This window comes from Pseudomonas sp. Ag1 (assembly GCF_000278565.1).
Lineage (GTDB): Bacteria > Pseudomonadota > Gammaproteobacteria > Pseudomonadales > Pseudomonadaceae > Aquipseudomonas.
In genome coordinates, this window is sequence record NZ_AKVH01000110.1 from 284541 (window position 1) to 300685 (window position 16145).

A 16145-nucleotide genomic window follows, 5' to 3' on the forward strand; every position below is an offset into this window, starting at 1 on the left:
CTCAGCTGTACAGCAAGCGCTCCGCCAGCTCATCCGCTACCCGCGCGGGTGAGCGTTTTTCAGCCTGGGCATGGGCGAAGATCTCGGTCAGGCGCGTGCCGATGTTCGACAGGTGCGCGGTGATGGCTTCCAGCTCCGCGCCGCCGTGCTTGAGGGCCACGTAGATCAGCCCACCGGAGTTGATCACGTAGTCCGGCGCGTAAAGAATCCCACGCCCTTCCAACTGATCGGCCACTTGCAGGTTGGTCAGTTGCGCACTGGCGGAGCCGGCCACCGCTGCGCATCGCAACTGCGCGACCGTGTAGCGGTTGAACACCGCGCCCACACCGCAGGGCGCAAGGATATCGCACGGAGTGCTGAGCAAGGCTTCGTTGGCAATCGGGTGCGCACCCAGTTGCTCCATCGCCAGTTGCACCTTGCCGTGGTCGATGTCGCTCACCAGCAATTCAGCCCCGGCGGCGTGCAGTTGCTCGGCCAGGGCATAACCGACGTTGCCCAGGCCCTGGATCGCCACGCGCAGACCTTCCAGATTATCGCTGCCCAGGCGAGCCATCGCGGTGGTGCGGATGCCGGCGAACACGCCCATCGCCGCGTGGGGCGAGGGATCGCCGGCCGCCGTGGTGCTGGTGACATAGCGGGTCTGCTGGGCGATGCAATCCATGTCCGCCACCGAGGTGCCGCTGTCGATGGCGGTGATGTAGCGGCCATCCAGCTGCTCGATGCAGCGGCCGAAGGCTTCAAACAATGCCGCGCGGCTTTCCACATGGGCGGGGCGGATGATCACCGCGTTGCCGCCACCCACCGGCAAACCGGCCAGCGCGGCCTTGTAGCTCATGCCCTGCGCCAGGCGCGCGGCATCCGCCACGGCACTTTCATCGTCGGGGTAAGAGAGGTAGCGGCAGCCTCCAAGGGCGGGACCCAGGCGGCTGTTGTGGATGGCAATGACCGCCTTCAACCCGGTGGCCGGGTCAACGCTCAGGTGCAGCGATTCAAGGCGGGTGCTGTGCATGAGCGCAAACATCGTCAAGCTCCCGAATCACTTCTGGTAGGCGCCAAGTATAGGACTGCCAGCGAAACCCTGCTGAAGCGCGCAGGAATAAGACCACCGGTTTTAAAGGGTTTGCGACATAAACAGGTAGGACCTGTCTTAAGGCACTGGACGAAAGTTCACAGCAAGGCTAAAACGAGACATCCGCCGGAGAACCCAATGAAGCCCCGCGACGCCTTTTTTGCCTGCCTGGAACGGTCACCGCCCGCGCTGTTTGAAGCCGCGCTGTGGATGGCGGCCGAGCACGACCCGGCGGTGGACCCCTTGGCCATCCTGCAGGACTTCAAGGTATTGCAGCAATTGGTCAGCCTCAGCATGCCGATGCTGCCGGCGGATGAACTCGGACAACCGTTGCTGCGGCGCATGAACGACCTGGGGTTCGCCCAGGATGACCACACCCCGCTGCGCCCCGCCGCCGCGCTGCTGGACAAGGTGTTGAAGCGTAAACGCGGCCAGCCACTGGCATTGGGGCTGATTGCCCTGGAGCTGGCGCGGCGCCTGGACATCCCCTTGGTCGGCGTCAACTTCCCGGGGCACTTCCTGTTGCGCGTGCCGGGCGCCGATCACCTGCTCGACCCCTGCGGCGGCCGACGCCTGTACCCCAACGATTGCCGCGACCTGCTGACCCGCCAGTACGGGCCCAATCTCAAGTTGCAGGCCGACCACCTGCACACCGCCGAGCCGCGATCGATCCTGCAACGGCTGTCGCGTAATCTGCGCCAGTTGCACCTGTCCAACGACGACCACCTGGCCGCTCTGGTGGACGCCGAACGCGTGCTGGAGCTGGGCAATGCCAGCGCCGCCGATTACCTGGCCCGGGCCAGTTTGTATCAGCGCCTGGATTGCCCGAACGCCGAGCGTTTTGACCTGGAACACGCGTTGATGCTCAGCGAAGACCCGATCCAGCGTCTACGCCTGACCGAACGGCTGGGCCATTTGCCGCCGAACTCTGTGGTGCATTGACCCGCTTGGCGTAAGCTGTACCGCCCCATGGATGAGGTTGTCATGCCCCTGCGCTCCCCCGCCGAACGTTACCTCGAAGATTTTCACCAGCGCCAGCCCGGCACCACCAGCGCGGCATTCGCCGAACTGCCGGCGGTGAAATACAGCTCATCCTATGCTGCCTTGACTGCGCACGTGCCCACCGCACAAAGCCCGATGAACGTGCTGGACCTGGCCTGCGGCGATGGTTATCTGCTCAAATTGCTGGCTGCCCGCCAGCAACCCGGCTTGCAACTGACCGGTGTCGACATGAGCCAGGCGGAGCTGGACGCCGCCCGCTTGCGTCTCCCATCTGATGTAACGCTGCTCAAGGAACGCGCCCAGGCATTGAGTATGGCCACGGGCAGCGTCGACGTGCTGCTGTCGCACATGGCAATCATGCTGATGGATGATCTTGAACAGGTACTGCAAGAGGTACAGCGGGTATTGCGCAGCGGCGGCACGTTGGCGGTGCTGATCGGCAGGACGTTTCTACTCGGCCCTGTCGGCGACGCGTTTCTGGACGCGTTTCGTCCAATCGCCAAGCAAGACCAACTGCCCCACTTGCCAATGGGCGACCCGCGCACGCGCACCGAAGACGGCTGGCGAACCTTGCTGGCAGATCATTTCACTGACATCCGCTTCGAAGACATCGACGTCCACTGGCAGCCTCAGCCAGCCGCACTGTGGACGTCATTGAAAGAAACCTACGATATCGACCGGCTGACAATCCCTGCCAAGGCCCGCCTGAAAGAACGCTTCCTGGCCGCCATCGCTCACCTTCAGCAGAGTGATGGCAGCGTGTCCACCGGCTGGGGATTACGCGTTATCAGCGCCCGGCGCCAATAACGCATCAGGGCCTTGTGGTGCTGCGCCCTTGGGCGAGCGCACTTGGATAATCAACAACGCCGCAATCACCGCCGGAATCGCGCAGAAGAAGAAAATCTGCTGCACCGGAATGTGCATCGCCAGCAACAGGCTGCCGAACAACGGCCCCAGGATCGACCCGAACCGCCCGACGCCCAACGCCCAGCCAGTACCGGTCGCCCGTACGTGAGCCGGGTAGAAGTTACTGGCGAACGCGTTCAGGGTCAGTTGACCGCCGATGATGCAGAAGCCCGCCGCAAACACGCAGGCCACCAGATAGCGCGGATTGTCGTGATTCAGCCCCAGCAGGATGGTGCACACCGCAGCCGCTGCCAGCACGCCGGACAGTAGGCGCACTTTGCTTTTGAGCCGGTCGGCAAACCAGGCCATGCCGATGGCGCCCAAGGTCCCGGCGAACAGGAACATCGAGGTCACCAGGTTGGCCTCATTCAGGCCCAGGCCGCTTTCCAGCAACAGCGAAGGCAGCCAGCTGATCATGAAATACAGCAGGATCAGGCTGACAAAAAACGTCGCCCACAGCAGTAATGTCGGGCGCGCATAACCATGGCGGAACAGCTCCACCACCGTCAGTTTGCTGCCTTGCTCCTGGCGGTTTTCTGCCTCGCTCGCTGGCGGCGGTTGCCAGCCTGGCAGCATTCGCGCGGTGACTTTTTGCAGGCGCGCATACGGCGGTGCATCACGCAGCAGGCGTGGCAGGGATTCGGGCAACATCCAGGCAAGAAACGGAAACAACAGCAATGGCGTCACACCACCGGCGAGGAACACCGCCTGCCAGCCGAAACTGTCGATAAACCCGGCCGCGACAAAACCTCCGGCCGCACCACCGAAAGAAAAGCCACAGGCGGCGAGCGTCACCATCAATGTTCGCAGGCGGGGTGGTGAGTATTCCGACATGAGGGCCATGGCGCTGGGCATTGCACCGCCCATGCCGATGCCGCAGATAAAGCGGGCGGCCATCAAGGTATTGAGAGAGTTGGCGAACACCATCAGCACCGTGAGGCTGGCGTAGATCAACACACAGCACAGCAGGATGCGCCGCACCCCGAAGCGATCCGCCAGCGGCGTGACGGCCAGGGAGCCCAGCGTCAGCCCCAGCAAGTTGGCGCTGAACACCGGGCCGAACGCGGCTTTTTCCAGGCTCCAGTCCTTGGCCAGCGCCGGTACTACGTAGCCCAGGACTTGGGCGTCGTAGCCGTCGGTGACCAGCAACAGTGCCAGCAACAGGAGAATCAACCACTGATAGCGCGACACCGGACGGGCGTCGAGTGCCGCACGAAAGCTGGCAATCTGATTGTGCATCGCAAGGGACCTGTATTGTTTTTATATATTTTGGACACGCTGAAGATCACATGTGGGAGCCTGGAGATTTATGGGGTATCCGGTTGGTTGGCGGGATGAGCCGCCATGAACGCCGGATGCTGCGCCGCCAACCCCGCCACCCGCTGAATGCGCGGGTATGCCGCCAGCGACACCTTGAACCGCTCGGCCGCATACAACTGTGGAATCAAGAACGTATCCGCCATCCCCGGCTGCTCGCCAAAGCAATAACCCTGATCACCAATCAACTGCTCAACCGCCGCCAGGCCCTGGCTGATCCAGTGCCCGATCCACTCCAGCACCTGCGCTTCATCGTGCCCCCATTGCTTGAGCAGATTCTGGGTACTGGAGTTGTGCAGCGGGTGGATGTCGCAACCGATGATCGACGCCACCGCGCGCTCATGGGCGCGGGTTGCCAGATCCGTGGAGAGCAACGGCACCTGTGGATAACGTTCCTCCAGGTACTCGATGATTGCCGGCGACTGAATCAACACATCACCCTCATCGGTGCGCAAGGCCGGCACGCGACCTTGCGGGTTGATCGCCAGGTACTCCGGCTGATGGTTGGCGCCGCCCTTGGGCACCAGCAGGTTGACCGGCACGGCGGTGAAGTCCAGGCCCTTGAGGGCCAGCGCGATCCGCACCCGGTAGGACGAAGTGGAGCGGTAGTAGGTATAGAGTTCCATGGCCCTGCCCTCTCAGCGCGCCGCGACCACGGTACCCCGGCATTCGCCGAAGCCGATGGAGGCAAAACCGTCGCGGGTACAGCGGGCACGCAGGATGATTTCGTCGCCGTCTTCGAGGAATTTCCGCACCTCGCCGGAGGCCAGTTCGATCGGCTTTTTACCGCCCTCGGTGATTTCCAGCAGGCTGCCGAATTGCCCGGCTTCCGGCCCCGACAAGGTGCCCGAACCGAACAGGTCACCCGCCTGCAACTGGCAGCCGTTGACGCTGTGGTGCGCAACCATCTGCGCGACGGTCCAGTACATATGTTGGGTGTTGCTCAGGGTCAAGCGATGGGCCGGCAGGTTCTGCTCACGCATCGAGGCGGTGGTCAGCAGCACTTCCAGTTCGATATCAAAACCACCGGCAGCCTGGTCGCGCTTGTCCAGCAAGTATGGCAGTGGTTGCGGGTCGCCTTCAGGGCGCGCCGGTTGTGCCTTGCGGAACGGTTCCAGGGCTTCAGCCGTCACCACCCATGGCGAAATACTGGTGATGAAACTCTTCGACAGGAACGGGCCCAGCGGCTGGTATTCCCAAGCCTGGATATCCCGCGCCGACCAGTCGTTGAGCAGGCAGAAACCGGCGATGTGATCAGCCGCGTCGCCGATGGCAATCGAGTCGCCCATGGCATTGCCCTGGCCGATCCAGATGCCCAGCTCCAGCTCGTAGTCCAGGCGTGCGCAGGGGCCGAAGGTCGGCTCGGTTTGACCGGCTGGCAGCGTCTGGCCTTTAGGGCGGCGCACGTCGGTGCCCGATGGGCGAATGGTCGACGCACGGCCGTGATAACCGATCGGCACATATTTGTAGTTGGGCAGCAGCGGGTTATCGGGACGGAACAGTTTGCCGACGTTTTGTGCGTGCTCGATGCCGACGTAGAAGTCGGTGTAATCATTGATTTTGGCCGGCAGGTGCATCTGGCAATCGGCAGCCGGGTGCAGCGCTGATTGCAGTTTGCCTTGTAGGTCGCTGCCTTCCGCCAGCAGCTCCAGCAGGCGTTCACGCAGGGCCACACGCGAGCCGCGACCCAGCTCGAAAAACGCGTTCAGTTGGCCGCCAGCGGTGGCTTCAACGGCACGGCGGGCTTCGCCGTCAAAAAACTCCAACGCGGCCTGCAGATCGAAAACATGGTCGCCAATCGCCACGCCACTGCGCGGCGTAGCGCCGTCAACGCTGAACACACCCAATGGCAGGTTTTGCAGCGGGAAATCCCGGTGACCGTTGGCGGAAGCCACCCAACTGCGGGTGAGATTAGGCTGAGTCATGGGTTATCTCCGATTCGGGTTGAAGGTTGCAGGGAGCGAGGCCCAGCAAGCGTCGTAGGAAGGTTGCAGTTGCGGGCATTCCAGCGCGAACTGTGTAGGACGCAGCACTTGGCTGGTCTCGAACATGAACGCCATGGTGTTATCAATCTTGTGGGGCTCAAGCGTCGCGTTGATGGCTTTGGTGCAAGTCTCGCCATCCGGGCCGTGGGCGCTCATGCAGCTGTGCAACGACGCGCCGCCGGGCACGAAGCCTTCGGCCTTGGCGTCGTAGGCACCCTGGATCAGGCCCATGTATTCGTTCATCAGGTTGCGGTGGAACCACGGTGGCCGGAAGGTGTTTTCGGCGACCATCCAGCGGGGCGGGAAGATCACGAAGTCGAGGTTGGCCAGGCCGTGCACGCTGGTGGGCGAGGTCAATACGGTGAAGATCGACGGGTCCGGGTGATCGAAGCTCACGGTGCCGATGGTGTTGAAACGACGCAGGTCGTATTTGTACGGCACGTTGTTGCCGTGCCACGCCACCACGTTCAGCGGCGAATGGTCGAGCTGGCAGCCCCACAGTTCACCGAGGAATTTCTGCACCAGCGTGGTCGGTTGCTTGAGGTCTTCGTAATGGGCGACGGGCGTGAGGAAATCCCGTGGGTTGGCCAGGCCGTTGCTGCCGATAGGACCAAGGTCCGGCAGGCGCAGTGGCGCGCCATGGTTCTCGGCGACGTAACCGCGGGCCTGGGCATCCAGCAGTTCGACGCGGAATTTCAGGCCGCGGGGCAGCACGACGATTTCCAGTGGCTCGACTTCCAGCACACCCAGTTCGGTCGCAATGCGCAGGCGGCCCTGTTCGGGAACGATCAACAGTTCGCCGTCCGCGTTGAAGAACACGCGGTCCATCGAACGGTTGGCGCGGTAGTTGTAGATGCTGATGCCCGAGGGTTTTTCCGATCCGGAATTGGCGACCATGCCTACAAGGCCATCGACGAAATCTGTCGGCTCACCCGGAATATCCAGCGGGTTCCAGCGCAGGCGGTTGGGCGTCACAGCGCCCAGCGGTCCACCGGCCAATTGCCGTTCCAGCTTGACGAACGCCGGGTGATTGGCCGACGGCTGGATGCGGTACAACCAGGTGCGCCGGGCTTCGCTGCGGGCCATGGTGAAGGCGGTGCCGGAAAAGAGTTCGGTGTACAGCCCGTAGGGCGCTTTCTGCGGGGCGTTCTGGCCGACGGGCAATGCACCGGGCAAGGCTTCAGTGGCAAATTCATTGCCAAAACCCGATTGGTATTCGAGGGTCATGGATCGTCCTCTGAGCGGAAGTTGTTTTTATCGTAATCCAGTTACGCATAACGTAATTTGATACCTGTTGACCGTCAAGCTATAAAGACGCCCATTCGTCTTTCGGATTCATGCCTTCCATGGAAAAGCCGCCCGCCCCCCGCGACACCGGTAAACAGAAAGTCCGCTCGGCTGAAGTGGGCACCGACATCCTCAAGGCCCTGGCTGAACTGTCGCCGGCCACCTCGTTGTCGCGCCTGGCCGAGCACGTGCAAATGCCGGCGAGCAAGGTCCACCGCTATTTGCAGGCGCTGATTGCCTCGGGTTTTGCCGAACAGAACACCGCCACCAACCATTACGGCCTGGGCCGCGAAGCCTTGCGCGTGGGGCTGGCCGCGCTGGGCAGCATGGACGTGCTGAAAGTCGCCGCCCTGCCCCTGGCGGAACTGCGGGATGAGTTGAATGAAACCTGCTTCCTGGCCGTCTGGGGTAACCAGGGCGCGACGGTGGTGCATATCGAGCCGGCGGTGCGCGCGGTGACGGTGGTCACGCAATTGGGCTCGGTGTTGCCGTTGCTCAGTTCGTCCACCGGGCTGGTGTTCAGTGCGTTCCTGCCGTCGCGGGAAACCGTGGAGTTGCGCGAGCGGGAGATTCAGGCGGGCGTCGCCCATGCGTTGGCGGATGACCAGGAATACGCGACCACCTGTGAGCAGATCCGCCAGCGCGGCTTGCACTTTGTGCATGGTTTGCTGATGCCGGGTGTGGACGCGTTGTCGGCGCCGGTGTTCAACGCGGTCGGGCAAGTGGCGGCGGTGTTGACCGTGGTGGGGCCGACGTCGCTGTTCCATGCCGATGAAGACGGCCCGGCGGCGAAGCGTTTGCTGGCGGCGACCCAGGCGGTGAGTTGGCGCATGGGTTATCAGCCGTAACGCTCAGTATCAGGCACCCAACAGAACAAAATGTGGGAGCGGGCTTGCTCGCGAATGCAGTCTGTCAGTTAAAGCATCAGTGACTGATACACCGCATTCGCGAGCAAGCCCGCTCCCACATTTGATCGTCATTGTTTGACGAATAGTGCATGGCTTCAAGCCATCAAGCCCAGCGTCTTGGCCTTGGCCACTGCCTGGGTGCGCCGCTCCACCCCCAATTTGCTGTGAATCCTCCGCGCATGGGTTTTTACCGTGTGCAGCGAGATAAACAATTGGCTGGCAATTTCCAGATTGGAATTGCCCTGGGCAATCAGTTGCAGCACCTCAAGTTCGCGCTGGCTCAGGGGATTTTCCCCCGCCGCCGCCGGGCATTCCTGCGGTTCCAGCCCCAATGTACTCAACAACCCCGGTTGCCTGAGGCGCAGCTCGCGAATCGCCTGCTGTACCTGGCAACGCCCCGCCAGTTCCAATCCGGCTTCCAGCGAGCGCACGGCCAACGGGCGATCGCCGACTTGCCAGGCCACTTCCCCCAGCACCAAGTGCAACTCCGCTTCCAGGCACAGCATGCCCCGCTGACGGGCGGCCTCCAGTAACGCACTCAGGCGGGCGACAGGCTCTTCGGCGCGATGCAATTTCACTTCGGCCAGCACCTGCAAATATTCAAGCCTGGGGATCAACTCCAGGGTGGCCGGCGGTGCTTGTTTCGCCTTGGGGCCACGGTAGTGCCGCAGCACCCGGGTCACCGCCTCCAGGGTCAGTTCGGCGCGACCCTGTTGCAGCCAGAAATGCCCGCTGAGCAACAGCAATACGGCGCGATAGACGGTGTCGGGCACCTGGCGTTGCTGCATCAGGCGTTCAGCGTCGCGCAACTGGATAAACGCCTGGGCGTAATCGCCCTTGTTGGCGGCCAATAGCGCCAGTCCCAGGTAGCCGTAGAGCACGCGTTTGTCCTGGCTGTGCAGGCACATGCCCAGGCCGGATTCGAAGCATTCGGCGGCCACGGCGTCGTGGCCCTGGCGCAGCGCCAGGTGCCCACGTCGCAAGCAAATCCGTCCCATCAACGGCCCGGCTTTAAGCCGCTGTTGCACCAGCATGCGCTGCACATTCTCCAGCAGGCTTTGGGCCCGATACGGCGCGCCGCGCTGCTCCAGCAACTGCGCATGATCGAGCTCCAACAATGCCTCCAACAGCAGTGAGCCGTGGGAGCGCGCCAGGCACAACGCCTCGCGGTTCAGCGCCTGGGCCACGTCCAGCTCACCACGCAGCAAGGCTTGCTGGGTCAGGCCCGACAGGCACATCAGGCGCGACGTCCAGGCGCTCTCGGGCAAGTCTTGCAGGGCTTCGAGAAAATGTTCCCGGGCCCGTGCGGCTTCGCCGCCCAGATGCAACAGCCAACCCCATTGCGCCTGCCAGCGGGCCAGCAGATAACGCTGCAGGTGCGCGGTCGGTTGCGGAGTGAAACGCGCCAGTTGGTCAATGCACAACGCCGCCTGGTCGAAACGCCCGGCAAACAGCAACGCCGCCGTTACCAAGCCCACCAGTTGCGCCGAGCCCAGCATCAATTCATCACCATGCTGCTCATGCAGGCGCAACAACAGCACCGCGTTTTGCTGGCGGAACAGGTCTTCAAAACTGAAGTGCTGCAACAGGCTCACAGCCACTTCGTACTCTTCGGCCTGCAACGCTTGCTCAAACGCTGCTTGCCAGTCCTCGGCGGCGGTAAACCATTGGCACGCGCGCCGGTGCCAGGAGCGCCTGGCTGGCCAGGGTTCGGCGCGCATCAGTTGGGCCAGTGGCGGGAAGACTTGCAGCCAGTCGGTGGACTCTTCCCAGGGCTCGATAAAGGCGCCCAGCGTCTGCAAGTCTCGCAGGTAGTCGCCACCGTCACCAAAGCCGAACAGGTGGTCACACAAGCTCGGGTTGAAGCGTGGCAGGTGCGCGAGCACGCGCCAGGCCTCAGCCAATTCCGGCGCCAGGCCCGTGAACAGTTCGTGTTGCAGGTAGTCGAGCAAGGTTTTGTCCGGGTGCCCGTCGCCTTCAAGCAATCCGATACGCACTCCGGCGCACCAGCCGGCGCTGAACTGCAATACCTTGTCGGCGCTGGGCCCGGCCAAGTGCTGGATTTCGCTGGGGTCAAACGCCAACTCGGCAGCGCTGCATTCCCACAGCTCATCATCAAGCAACAGCCGGGGCCAGTTGCAGGCCGGCCGCCGCCGCGCGCCGATCCACCAGGTCAAGGCCGGGCTGCTGGCCGCCAGAATGCGGTCAAGCAACCCATCCAGTTCAGGCGCCGGCACGCGGCAGAAGTCATCGAGAAACAACCAGGCCGGCGCTTGCCAGCGGTTCAGGGCCAGCAGCAACGTGGGCTCATCAACAAAGTCGAGGCCAAGGCTTTGCGCCAGGCGCTGACACAAATCCGAGGCCACGCCATTCAGCGGCAACCAGTACACCTGGCACTGCGAAGGCGCCTGCAACGCGCACTCGGCGAGCAATGCACTCTTGCCACTGCCGGCCGGGGCGCAGAGCAACTTCACCCGCGCGGTGGCGTTGAGCAGCGGCACGGCCAGGCGCGGGCGCAACAGATGATGGGGAGACAAGCGTGGCATGAATCCAGGACGATCCAGACAACGGGTCATGGCGGTCATTACTGCGTCCCTGTTTTTTATTATTAGGCGGCGTGCGCCCTACCCTAGTCCTGTGGCTGGCGGTTGTTGAGGAGTATTCAGCAGGCTGATTGGCGGGCATAAAAAAGCCGGGAGCCAAAAGGCCACCCGGCACTCGTTCTAAAGGTGGAACACAGTAAATGTGGGAGCGGGCTTGCTCGCGAAGGCGGTGTATCAGTCACTGATGCTTTAACTGACAGACCGCTTTCGCGAGCAAGCCCGCTCCCACAGTTTGATCGCACTTCAATCAGGTTTTAGCGCACGCCTTCCGAGCGCAATGCTGCCGGCGTGTAGTCGGCCGCCTTGGCCGCAAAGCCGAACACAAAGCTGCTCTTCTCTTCGTTCTTCATGCCCAGGGCGATGTAGCGCCCGGCGATGATGTCGTACAGGGTTTCGACGGTGTAGGCCGGCACCTGGTGGTCGTAGTAGAACTGCGCGTGACCTTCAGCAACACGCCACAGCTGGCCGCGGCCGTCGTAGTGGTCCACCAGCGCCACCTGCCAGCTGTCTTCGTCGATGTACATGTGGCGCTTGGCGTAGATGTGCCGCTCGCTCGGCTTGACCGTGCCGATCACTTCCCAGACCCGGTGCAGCTCGTAGCGGGTCAGGTCCTGGTTGATGTGGCCGGCCTTGATGATGTCATCGTACTTGAGGGTCGGCGAATCGAGCTTGTAGCTGTTGTAGGGAATGTACATCTCCTTCTTGCCCACCAGCTTCCAGTCGTAGCGGTCGGGAGCGCCGGAGAACATGTCGAAGTTATCCGAGGTGCGCAGGCCGTCGGCCGCAGTGCCCGGCCCGTCGTAGGCCACTTGCGGCGCACGGCGTACCCGGCGCTGGCCGGCGTTGTAGACCCAGGCCAGGCGCGGTTCCTTCACTTGGTCGAGCGTCTCATGCACCAACAGTACGTTGCCGGCCAGGCGCGCCGGGGCGGTCACCGATTGTTTGAAGAAGGTCAGTACGTTGGCGCCCTTGACCGGGTCCATGTCCGGGATCAGTTGCGGCACGGCCACTTCTTCCTCGAAACGGATCGGCGTGTAGCTGCCGTTGGTCTGCGGCGTGGCCTGGGTGATGATGCGGCGCAGGTTGCCGCCGTGGTAACGGGTGATGTGGTTCCACAGCACTTCGACGCCATTTTTCGGAATCGGGAAGGCGTAGTAGCGGTTGCCGGTGAAATTTTCCAGGCCATTGCCGTCGTTAATCGCGTGTACGTTGAGCGCGCTGCGCTTGATCGACTCGTAGATCTCCGGCGGCAGGTTGACCGTGCGGTGGGTCGGGTACACGGGGATCTTGTAGGTTTGCGGGTAGCGCTTGAACATCGCCACCTGGCCTTCGGACAGTTTGTCCTTGTACTTGTCGACCGTAGCGGCGGTGATCACGAACAGCGGCTTTTCATTGGCGAACGGGTCAGCGAGGAAACCCTTGCTGTCCACCGCCCCGGCGTTTTTCGGGATACCACCGGTCCATGCCGGGATCGAACCATCGGCGTTACCGGCCTTCTCGGCGCCCACCGGGGTCAGGGTAGTGCCGAGCTTGGCCGCTTCTTCCGGCGACACTGCGGCCATCACGTTGGCGGCCAACAGGCTCAGGGCCAACACCCCGCATTGCAGAATCATCTTGCGCATAGTCTCTTGTCCTTACTTAAGCCAAATCAGAAGTTCACGCCAAAGCTGAGGGCGATGAAGTCGCGGTCGGTGAGGGTGTTGTAGTCACCGCCAAAAAAGTCGGTGTAGCTCAGGCTCGCGGTGTAGGTGTTGCGGTAGTCCGCATCCACGCCGACGCTGATGGCCTTGGCGCCTTCGTTGAACAGGCCGTTGGGGCCGTAGCCGCTGACGTCCTGGGACCACGACACGTTGGGCTTGAGGTTGACCCCGGCGAATACGTTGTTGTAATCGAGGATGGCCCGGGCGCGATAACCCCAGGAGTTGGCCGTGACAAACCCATCGGTGTCGCCGCCGAACCCGTACTGGCCGTAGACCGAGTCACGGCCATAACGCAGCTTGGATTTCGCCTCCAGCCCGCCGACGTGCACAAAGGCCGCCTCGCCCACCAGGGTCAGGCGTTCGGCGCCCAGTACCTGGTCGAAGAATTGGGTCATGGTGCTCTGGATCTGGGTGATTTCCTTGCGGCGGTAGCCGGCGTTGTCGGCACCGAAGGAACTGCTGATCGGTGAAGCGGCGTTGCCGGCAATCGGGTTGACCAGGGCCAGCGTCAGGTCGGTGGTGTTGAGTTGTACGGGAGCATTCGGGCGATAGCTGATTTCGCCGGTCCAGGCGGTGCCGGTGGGCAAGGTGGTCGAGAAGCTGGCACCGAACAGGCGAATGTTTTCCGGGTAGTCGAGGTAATACTGGCCGCGACCGAGCATCGTGCTTTGCGCCAGGCCGGCGCCGGTACCCGGTGCGATCCCGTTGGCCGCGTTGGCAATAGCGCCAATGGTTGCCAGGTTGGTGTTGGCGGTGATGGTACCGACGGTGGGCGTGCGGCTGTGATAGTTCATGAAGTACAGGCCGTACTCGGTGTCATCTCCCAGCCAGCGCAACGCCATGCCGAACTGGCCGCCATCGCGCGCCTCGCGGTCTTTTGCACGCTGCACCACTACGCCTTCTTTCGTAACCTGGAAGCCCTGGCCAAACGCCGCCGCTACCGGTTGCAATGGTGCAATCGCCGGGCTGCCGACGGTGTAGTTGCCGTTGCAGCCATGGGCCACCACGTCGTTACCGAAGAAGGTGCCGCAGTTGTCCACCACCGTGTTTTCCCAGTTCAACTGGTAGAAACCTTCCACGCTCAACTGGTTGGTGAGGCTTTGGGAGGCGAACACCATGTTGACCGGAATCAGGCCTTCCTTGATCTCGGCGCCAGGGCGGCGAAACGCGGAAACGTCGATGGGGTTGATGCTGTTGATGGAGTTGCCGATGAACGTACTTTCCCCCCAACTGACCACCTGCTTGCCGACGCGCACGTTGCCCGGCAAATCGCCGATGGAATAGTTGTGATAGACAAACGCGTCGAGTAATTCGTAGCCGGAAGAGCGTGCGCCTTCGTCGCGGTGGTTATTGCTGATCTGCTTGAATTCGCGGTCTTCGTCCTGCAGTTCGAAGTCGTACCAGTACTTGCCGCGCACGAACACGCCGCTGTCGCCGTACTTGAGTTCCAGGTCGTGGATGCCCTTGAAGATCTTGGAGAAGGTCTCGCCCTTCTTGAAGTTCAGGCGACCATCATCGCCGGTGGAAGCCTGGCCCGTTCCGCCGTTGGGAATGCCCACCAGCTTCTTGTCGGCATCGCGCATGCCCCAGCTGGCACCGACCGACAGCGAGGAATCGAATTGCCCTTCGATCTCGCCGATGTTGAACGAAACAGCCTGCGCCTGGGCACAGCAACCCAAAGCAACCGCAGCGGCCAGCGCCTGTGGCCTGAAGATGGCGCGCATTGTTGTTTTTGTCATGCGTCTTCCCCGGTGGTGTGACAGAAGGCCCCACCCTACTGCCCGCGATCAGGAGCGATAAGCGCACCAAGGAGGTATTCGTGTTGTCGCTCGAAAGGATGAGAGGGCGCTCTGGCCGGGGTCTTGGAGAGGCCATGGACGAGATGGATGAAGGATTATCAGGGGGATGGATGAGGTGTTATTGCCACTGTTGCGGGTTTGGTAACAGTCCTTGTCTCGAATCGCTATTTTTCATTTTGTAACAAAAGCCTATTCTTGCCTGGCTTTCAGGGCAAACCGCCCGCTTCCAGAACCTGGAGGAACAGCCAGTTTTTTATGGATTGATCAATATTTTCAATCTGTTACCGGTGTTCACTGACGTTGATTTATTGCTCCTTGATCAAACGTCTTACTTCAGCCGCTGCCTTTGCAGCGGCTTTTTTTATGCCTGAAATAAAGCGGGGCGCCATGGCGCCCCGCTTGATTAAAACTTTTTCACGTAATGATCACAGGCTGTACTTCTGCAGGTTGGCCATCATCTCCTTCAAGGCCTCGATGTTGTCCTTGGGGTGAGCGGCCCCGTCGAAGTCACAGATTTGCTGCCAGTGGGCGGCGACATCATCCGGGGAGAACCCGGCTTCAGGATCAAACCCAACCCCCAGGCTGCGCTCCCAGCGGGTCTTGCCGATCCAGCCGCCGCCCACCTCAAACAGCCCGGAGGTTTCCTGACACGCCTCGCTGCCCAGGTACACCACCAGCGGGCTGATCAATTCCGGCTTGAGGCGTTCGAAGACTTGCGGCGGGATCAGGCCTTCGGTCATGCGTGTACCGCCGGTGGGGGCGATGGCGTTGACCAGGATGTTGTTCTTGCGGCCTTCCAGCGCCAGGGTGCGGGTCAGGCCGTACAGGCCGAGCTTGGCCATGCCGTAGTTGGACTGGCCGAAGTTGCCGTAGATACCGGAGGTGGAGGCGGTGAAGATCACCCGGCCGTAGGCTTGTTCACGCAGGTGGGGCCAGGCGGCGCGGGTGACTTTGTAGGCGCCTTCGACGTGTACGCGGTAGACCAGGTCCCAGTCGCTGTCTTCCATTTTGTGGAAGGTTTTGTCCCGCAGGATCCCGGCGTTGTTGACCACGACGTCGATGCGGCCGAAGGCGTCGAGGGCGTTCTGGACGATCTTGTCACCGTCGGTGACGGAGTCGTGGTTGGCCTCGGCGATGCCGCCGGCTTCGCGGATTTCGGCTACGACGCGGTCGGCCGCCGAGGCGTTGGCGCCTTCGCCCTGGGTTGAGCCGCCAAGATCGTTGACCAGCACTTTGGCGCCGTGTCTGGCGAACAGGAGTGCGTGGGCGCGGCCTAGTCCGCCGCCGGCACCGGTGACGATCACGACCTTGTCTTGGAACTGCACAGGCTCACTCATTGGGGACTCCAGGGGTGGTTAGGGGTGGATGGGTTGAGTGTCAGGCACGGGGCTTGTGGTCACAATAAATACGGTTGGGGGTGAATGGTGCGCGATAAGGCTGGGGGATGATTGGTGTGGGTTAGATGGGGGACATATCCGTTATTTAGGTAACGGCGGCTTATGGTTCCGCTCTTACAGCGGCTCACTTTTGAAGAGCGCAAAAGTAAGCAAAACGCTCTTGCCCCACCAC

The 16145-nt window shown here is 62.1% G+C and carries 12 protein-coding genes; 3 read left to right on the forward strand and 9 right to left on the reverse strand.

Annotated features, from left to right (window positions below):
- Position 1 precedes the first annotated feature (1 nt).
- On the reverse strand, positions 2 to 1021 hold the full coding sequence (locus A462_RS04835) for a Leu/Phe/Val dehydrogenase (RefSeq protein WP_008438573.1): 1020 nt from the start codon (positions 1019 to 1021) through the stop codon (positions 2 to 4).
- Positions 1022 to 1207: 186 nt separating this feature from the next.
- Here A462_RS04835 and A462_RS04830 point away from each other — a divergent pair, with 186 nt between their 5' ends.
- Both A462_RS04830 and A462_RS04825 read left to right on the forward strand, forming a co-directional pair.
- Positions 1208 to 2011: a SirB1 family protein gene (locus A462_RS04830; protein ID WP_003212796.1), complete on the forward strand. Its 804-nt coding sequence runs from the start codon at positions 1208 to 1210 to the stop codon at positions 2009 to 2011.
- A gap of 42 nt (positions 2012 to 2053) precedes the next feature.
- Positions 2054 to 2878, forward strand: a complete 825-nt coding sequence (locus tag A462_RS04825; protein WP_008438574.1) for a class I SAM-dependent methyltransferase — start codon at positions 2054 to 2056, stop codon at positions 2876 to 2878.
- On the opposite strand, the gene A462_RS04820 is transcribed toward A462_RS04825, so the two are convergent.
- From A462_RS04820 to hmgA, 4 genes are all read right to left on the reverse strand, one after another.
- On the reverse strand, positions 2849 to 4216 hold the full coding sequence (locus A462_RS04820) for an MFS transporter (protein ID WP_008438575.1): 1368 nt from the start codon (positions 4214 to 4216) through the stop codon (positions 2849 to 2851). The genes A462_RS04825 and A462_RS04820 overlap by 30 nt on opposite strands.
- A 68-nt stretch (positions 4217 to 4284) precedes the next feature.
- Positions 4285 to 4920, reverse strand: coding sequence for a maleylacetoacetate isomerase (maiA, locus tag A462_RS04815; RefSeq protein WP_008438576.1), 636 nt, complete (start codon positions 4918 to 4920; stop codon positions 4285 to 4287).
- Positions 4921 to 4932: 12 nt separating this feature from the next.
- Positions 4933 to 6219, reverse strand: a complete 1287-nt coding sequence (gene fahA, locus A462_RS04810) for a fumarylacetoacetase (protein WP_008438582.1) — start codon at positions 6217 to 6219, stop codon at positions 4933 to 4935.
- Positions 6220 to 6222: 3 nt separating this feature from the next.
- Positions 6223 to 7506 carry a homogentisate 1,2-dioxygenase gene (gene hmgA, locus A462_RS04805; RefSeq protein WP_008438586.1) on the reverse strand — a complete coding sequence of 428 codons (1284 nt, stop codon included), beginning with the start codon at positions 7504 to 7506 and terminating at the stop codon, positions 6223 to 6225.
- A 119-nt stretch (positions 7507 to 7625) separates the two neighbouring features.
- Between hmgA and A462_RS04800 the strand changes: the two genes are divergently transcribed.
- Positions 7626 to 8414: an IclR family transcriptional regulator gene (locus A462_RS04800; RefSeq protein WP_008438587.1), complete on the forward strand. Its 789-nt coding sequence runs from the start codon at positions 7626 to 7628 to the stop codon at positions 8412 to 8414.
- Positions 8415 to 8569: 155 nt separating this feature from the next.
- On the opposite strand, the gene A462_RS04795 is transcribed toward A462_RS04800, so the two are convergent.
- The 4 genes from A462_RS04795 to A462_RS04780 form a co-directional block, all read right to left on the reverse strand.
- Positions 8570 to 11059 (reverse strand): LuxR C-terminal-related transcriptional regulator, encoded by a 2490-nt coding sequence (locus A462_RS04795; RefSeq protein WP_032899786.1) that lies wholly within the window; start codon positions 11057 to 11059, stop codon positions 8570 to 8572.
- A gap of 272 nt (positions 11060 to 11331) precedes the next feature.
- Complete coding sequence (locus A462_RS04790) at positions 11332 to 12699, reverse strand: DUF1329 domain-containing protein (protein WP_003212808.1); 1368 nt, start codon at positions 12697 to 12699, stop codon at positions 11332 to 11334.
- A 26-nt stretch (positions 12700 to 12725) separates the two neighbouring features.
- Positions 12726 to 14516, reverse strand: coding sequence for a DUF1302 domain-containing protein (locus A462_RS04785; RefSeq protein ID WP_023659149.1), 1791 nt, complete (start codon positions 14514 to 14516; stop codon positions 12726 to 12728).
- A gap of 485 nt (positions 14517 to 15001) precedes the next feature.
- Positions 15002 to 15913: an SDR family oxidoreductase gene (locus A462_RS04780; protein WP_008438591.1), complete on the reverse strand. Its 912-nt coding sequence runs from the start codon at positions 15911 to 15913 to the stop codon at positions 15002 to 15004.
- Positions 15914 to 16145: the final 232 nt, after the last annotated feature.

What these genes read in the sequence shown, in the direction of transcription:
- A462_RS04830 (WP_003212796.1), top strand. Translation starts at nt 1,208, where the DNA reads ATGAAGCCCCGCGACGCCTTTTTTGCCTGCCTGGAACGGTCACCGCCC.
- A462_RS04835 (WP_008438573.1), bottom strand. Translation starts at nt 1,021, where the DNA reads ATGTTTGCGCTCATGCACAGCACCCGCCTTGAATCGCTGCACCTGAGC.
- A462_RS04820 (WP_008438575.1), bottom strand. Translation starts at nt 4,216, where the DNA reads ATGCACAATCAGATTGCCAGCTTTCGTGCGGCACTCGACGCCCGTCCG.
- A462_RS04800 (WP_008438587.1), top strand. Translation starts at nt 7,626, where the DNA reads ATGGAAAAGCCGCCCGCCCCCCGCGACACCGGTAAACAGAAAGTCCGC.
- A462_RS04795 (WP_032899786.1), bottom strand. Translation starts at nt 11,059, where the DNA reads ATGACCGCCATGACCCGTTGTCTGGATCGTCCTGGATTCATGCCACGC.
- A462_RS04780 (WP_008438591.1), bottom strand. Translation starts at nt 15,913, where the DNA reads ATGAGTGAGCCTGTGCAGTTCCAAGACAAGGTCGTGATCGTCACCGGT.
- hmgA (WP_008438586.1), bottom strand. Translation starts at nt 7,506, where the DNA reads ATGACCCTCGAATACCAATCGGGTTTTGGCAATGAATTTGCCACTGAA.
- A462_RS04790 (WP_003212808.1), bottom strand. Translation starts at nt 12,699, where the DNA reads ATGCGCAAGATGATTCTGCAATGCGGGGTGTTGGCCCTGAGCCTGTTG.
- A462_RS04825 (WP_008438574.1), top strand. Translation starts at nt 2,054, where the DNA reads ATGCCCCTGCGCTCCCCCGCCGAACGTTACCTCGAAGATTTTCACCAG.
- maiA (WP_008438576.1), bottom strand. Translation starts at nt 4,920, where the DNA reads ATGGAACTCTATACCTACTACCGCTCCACTTCGTCCTACCGGGTGCGG.
- fahA (WP_008438582.1), bottom strand. Translation starts at nt 6,219, where the DNA reads ATGACTCAGCCTAATCTCACCCGCAGTTGGGTGGCTTCCGCCAACGGT.
- A462_RS04785 (WP_023659149.1), bottom strand. Translation starts at nt 14,516, where the DNA reads ATGACAAAAACAACAATGCGCGCCATCTTCAGGCCACAGGCGCTGGCC.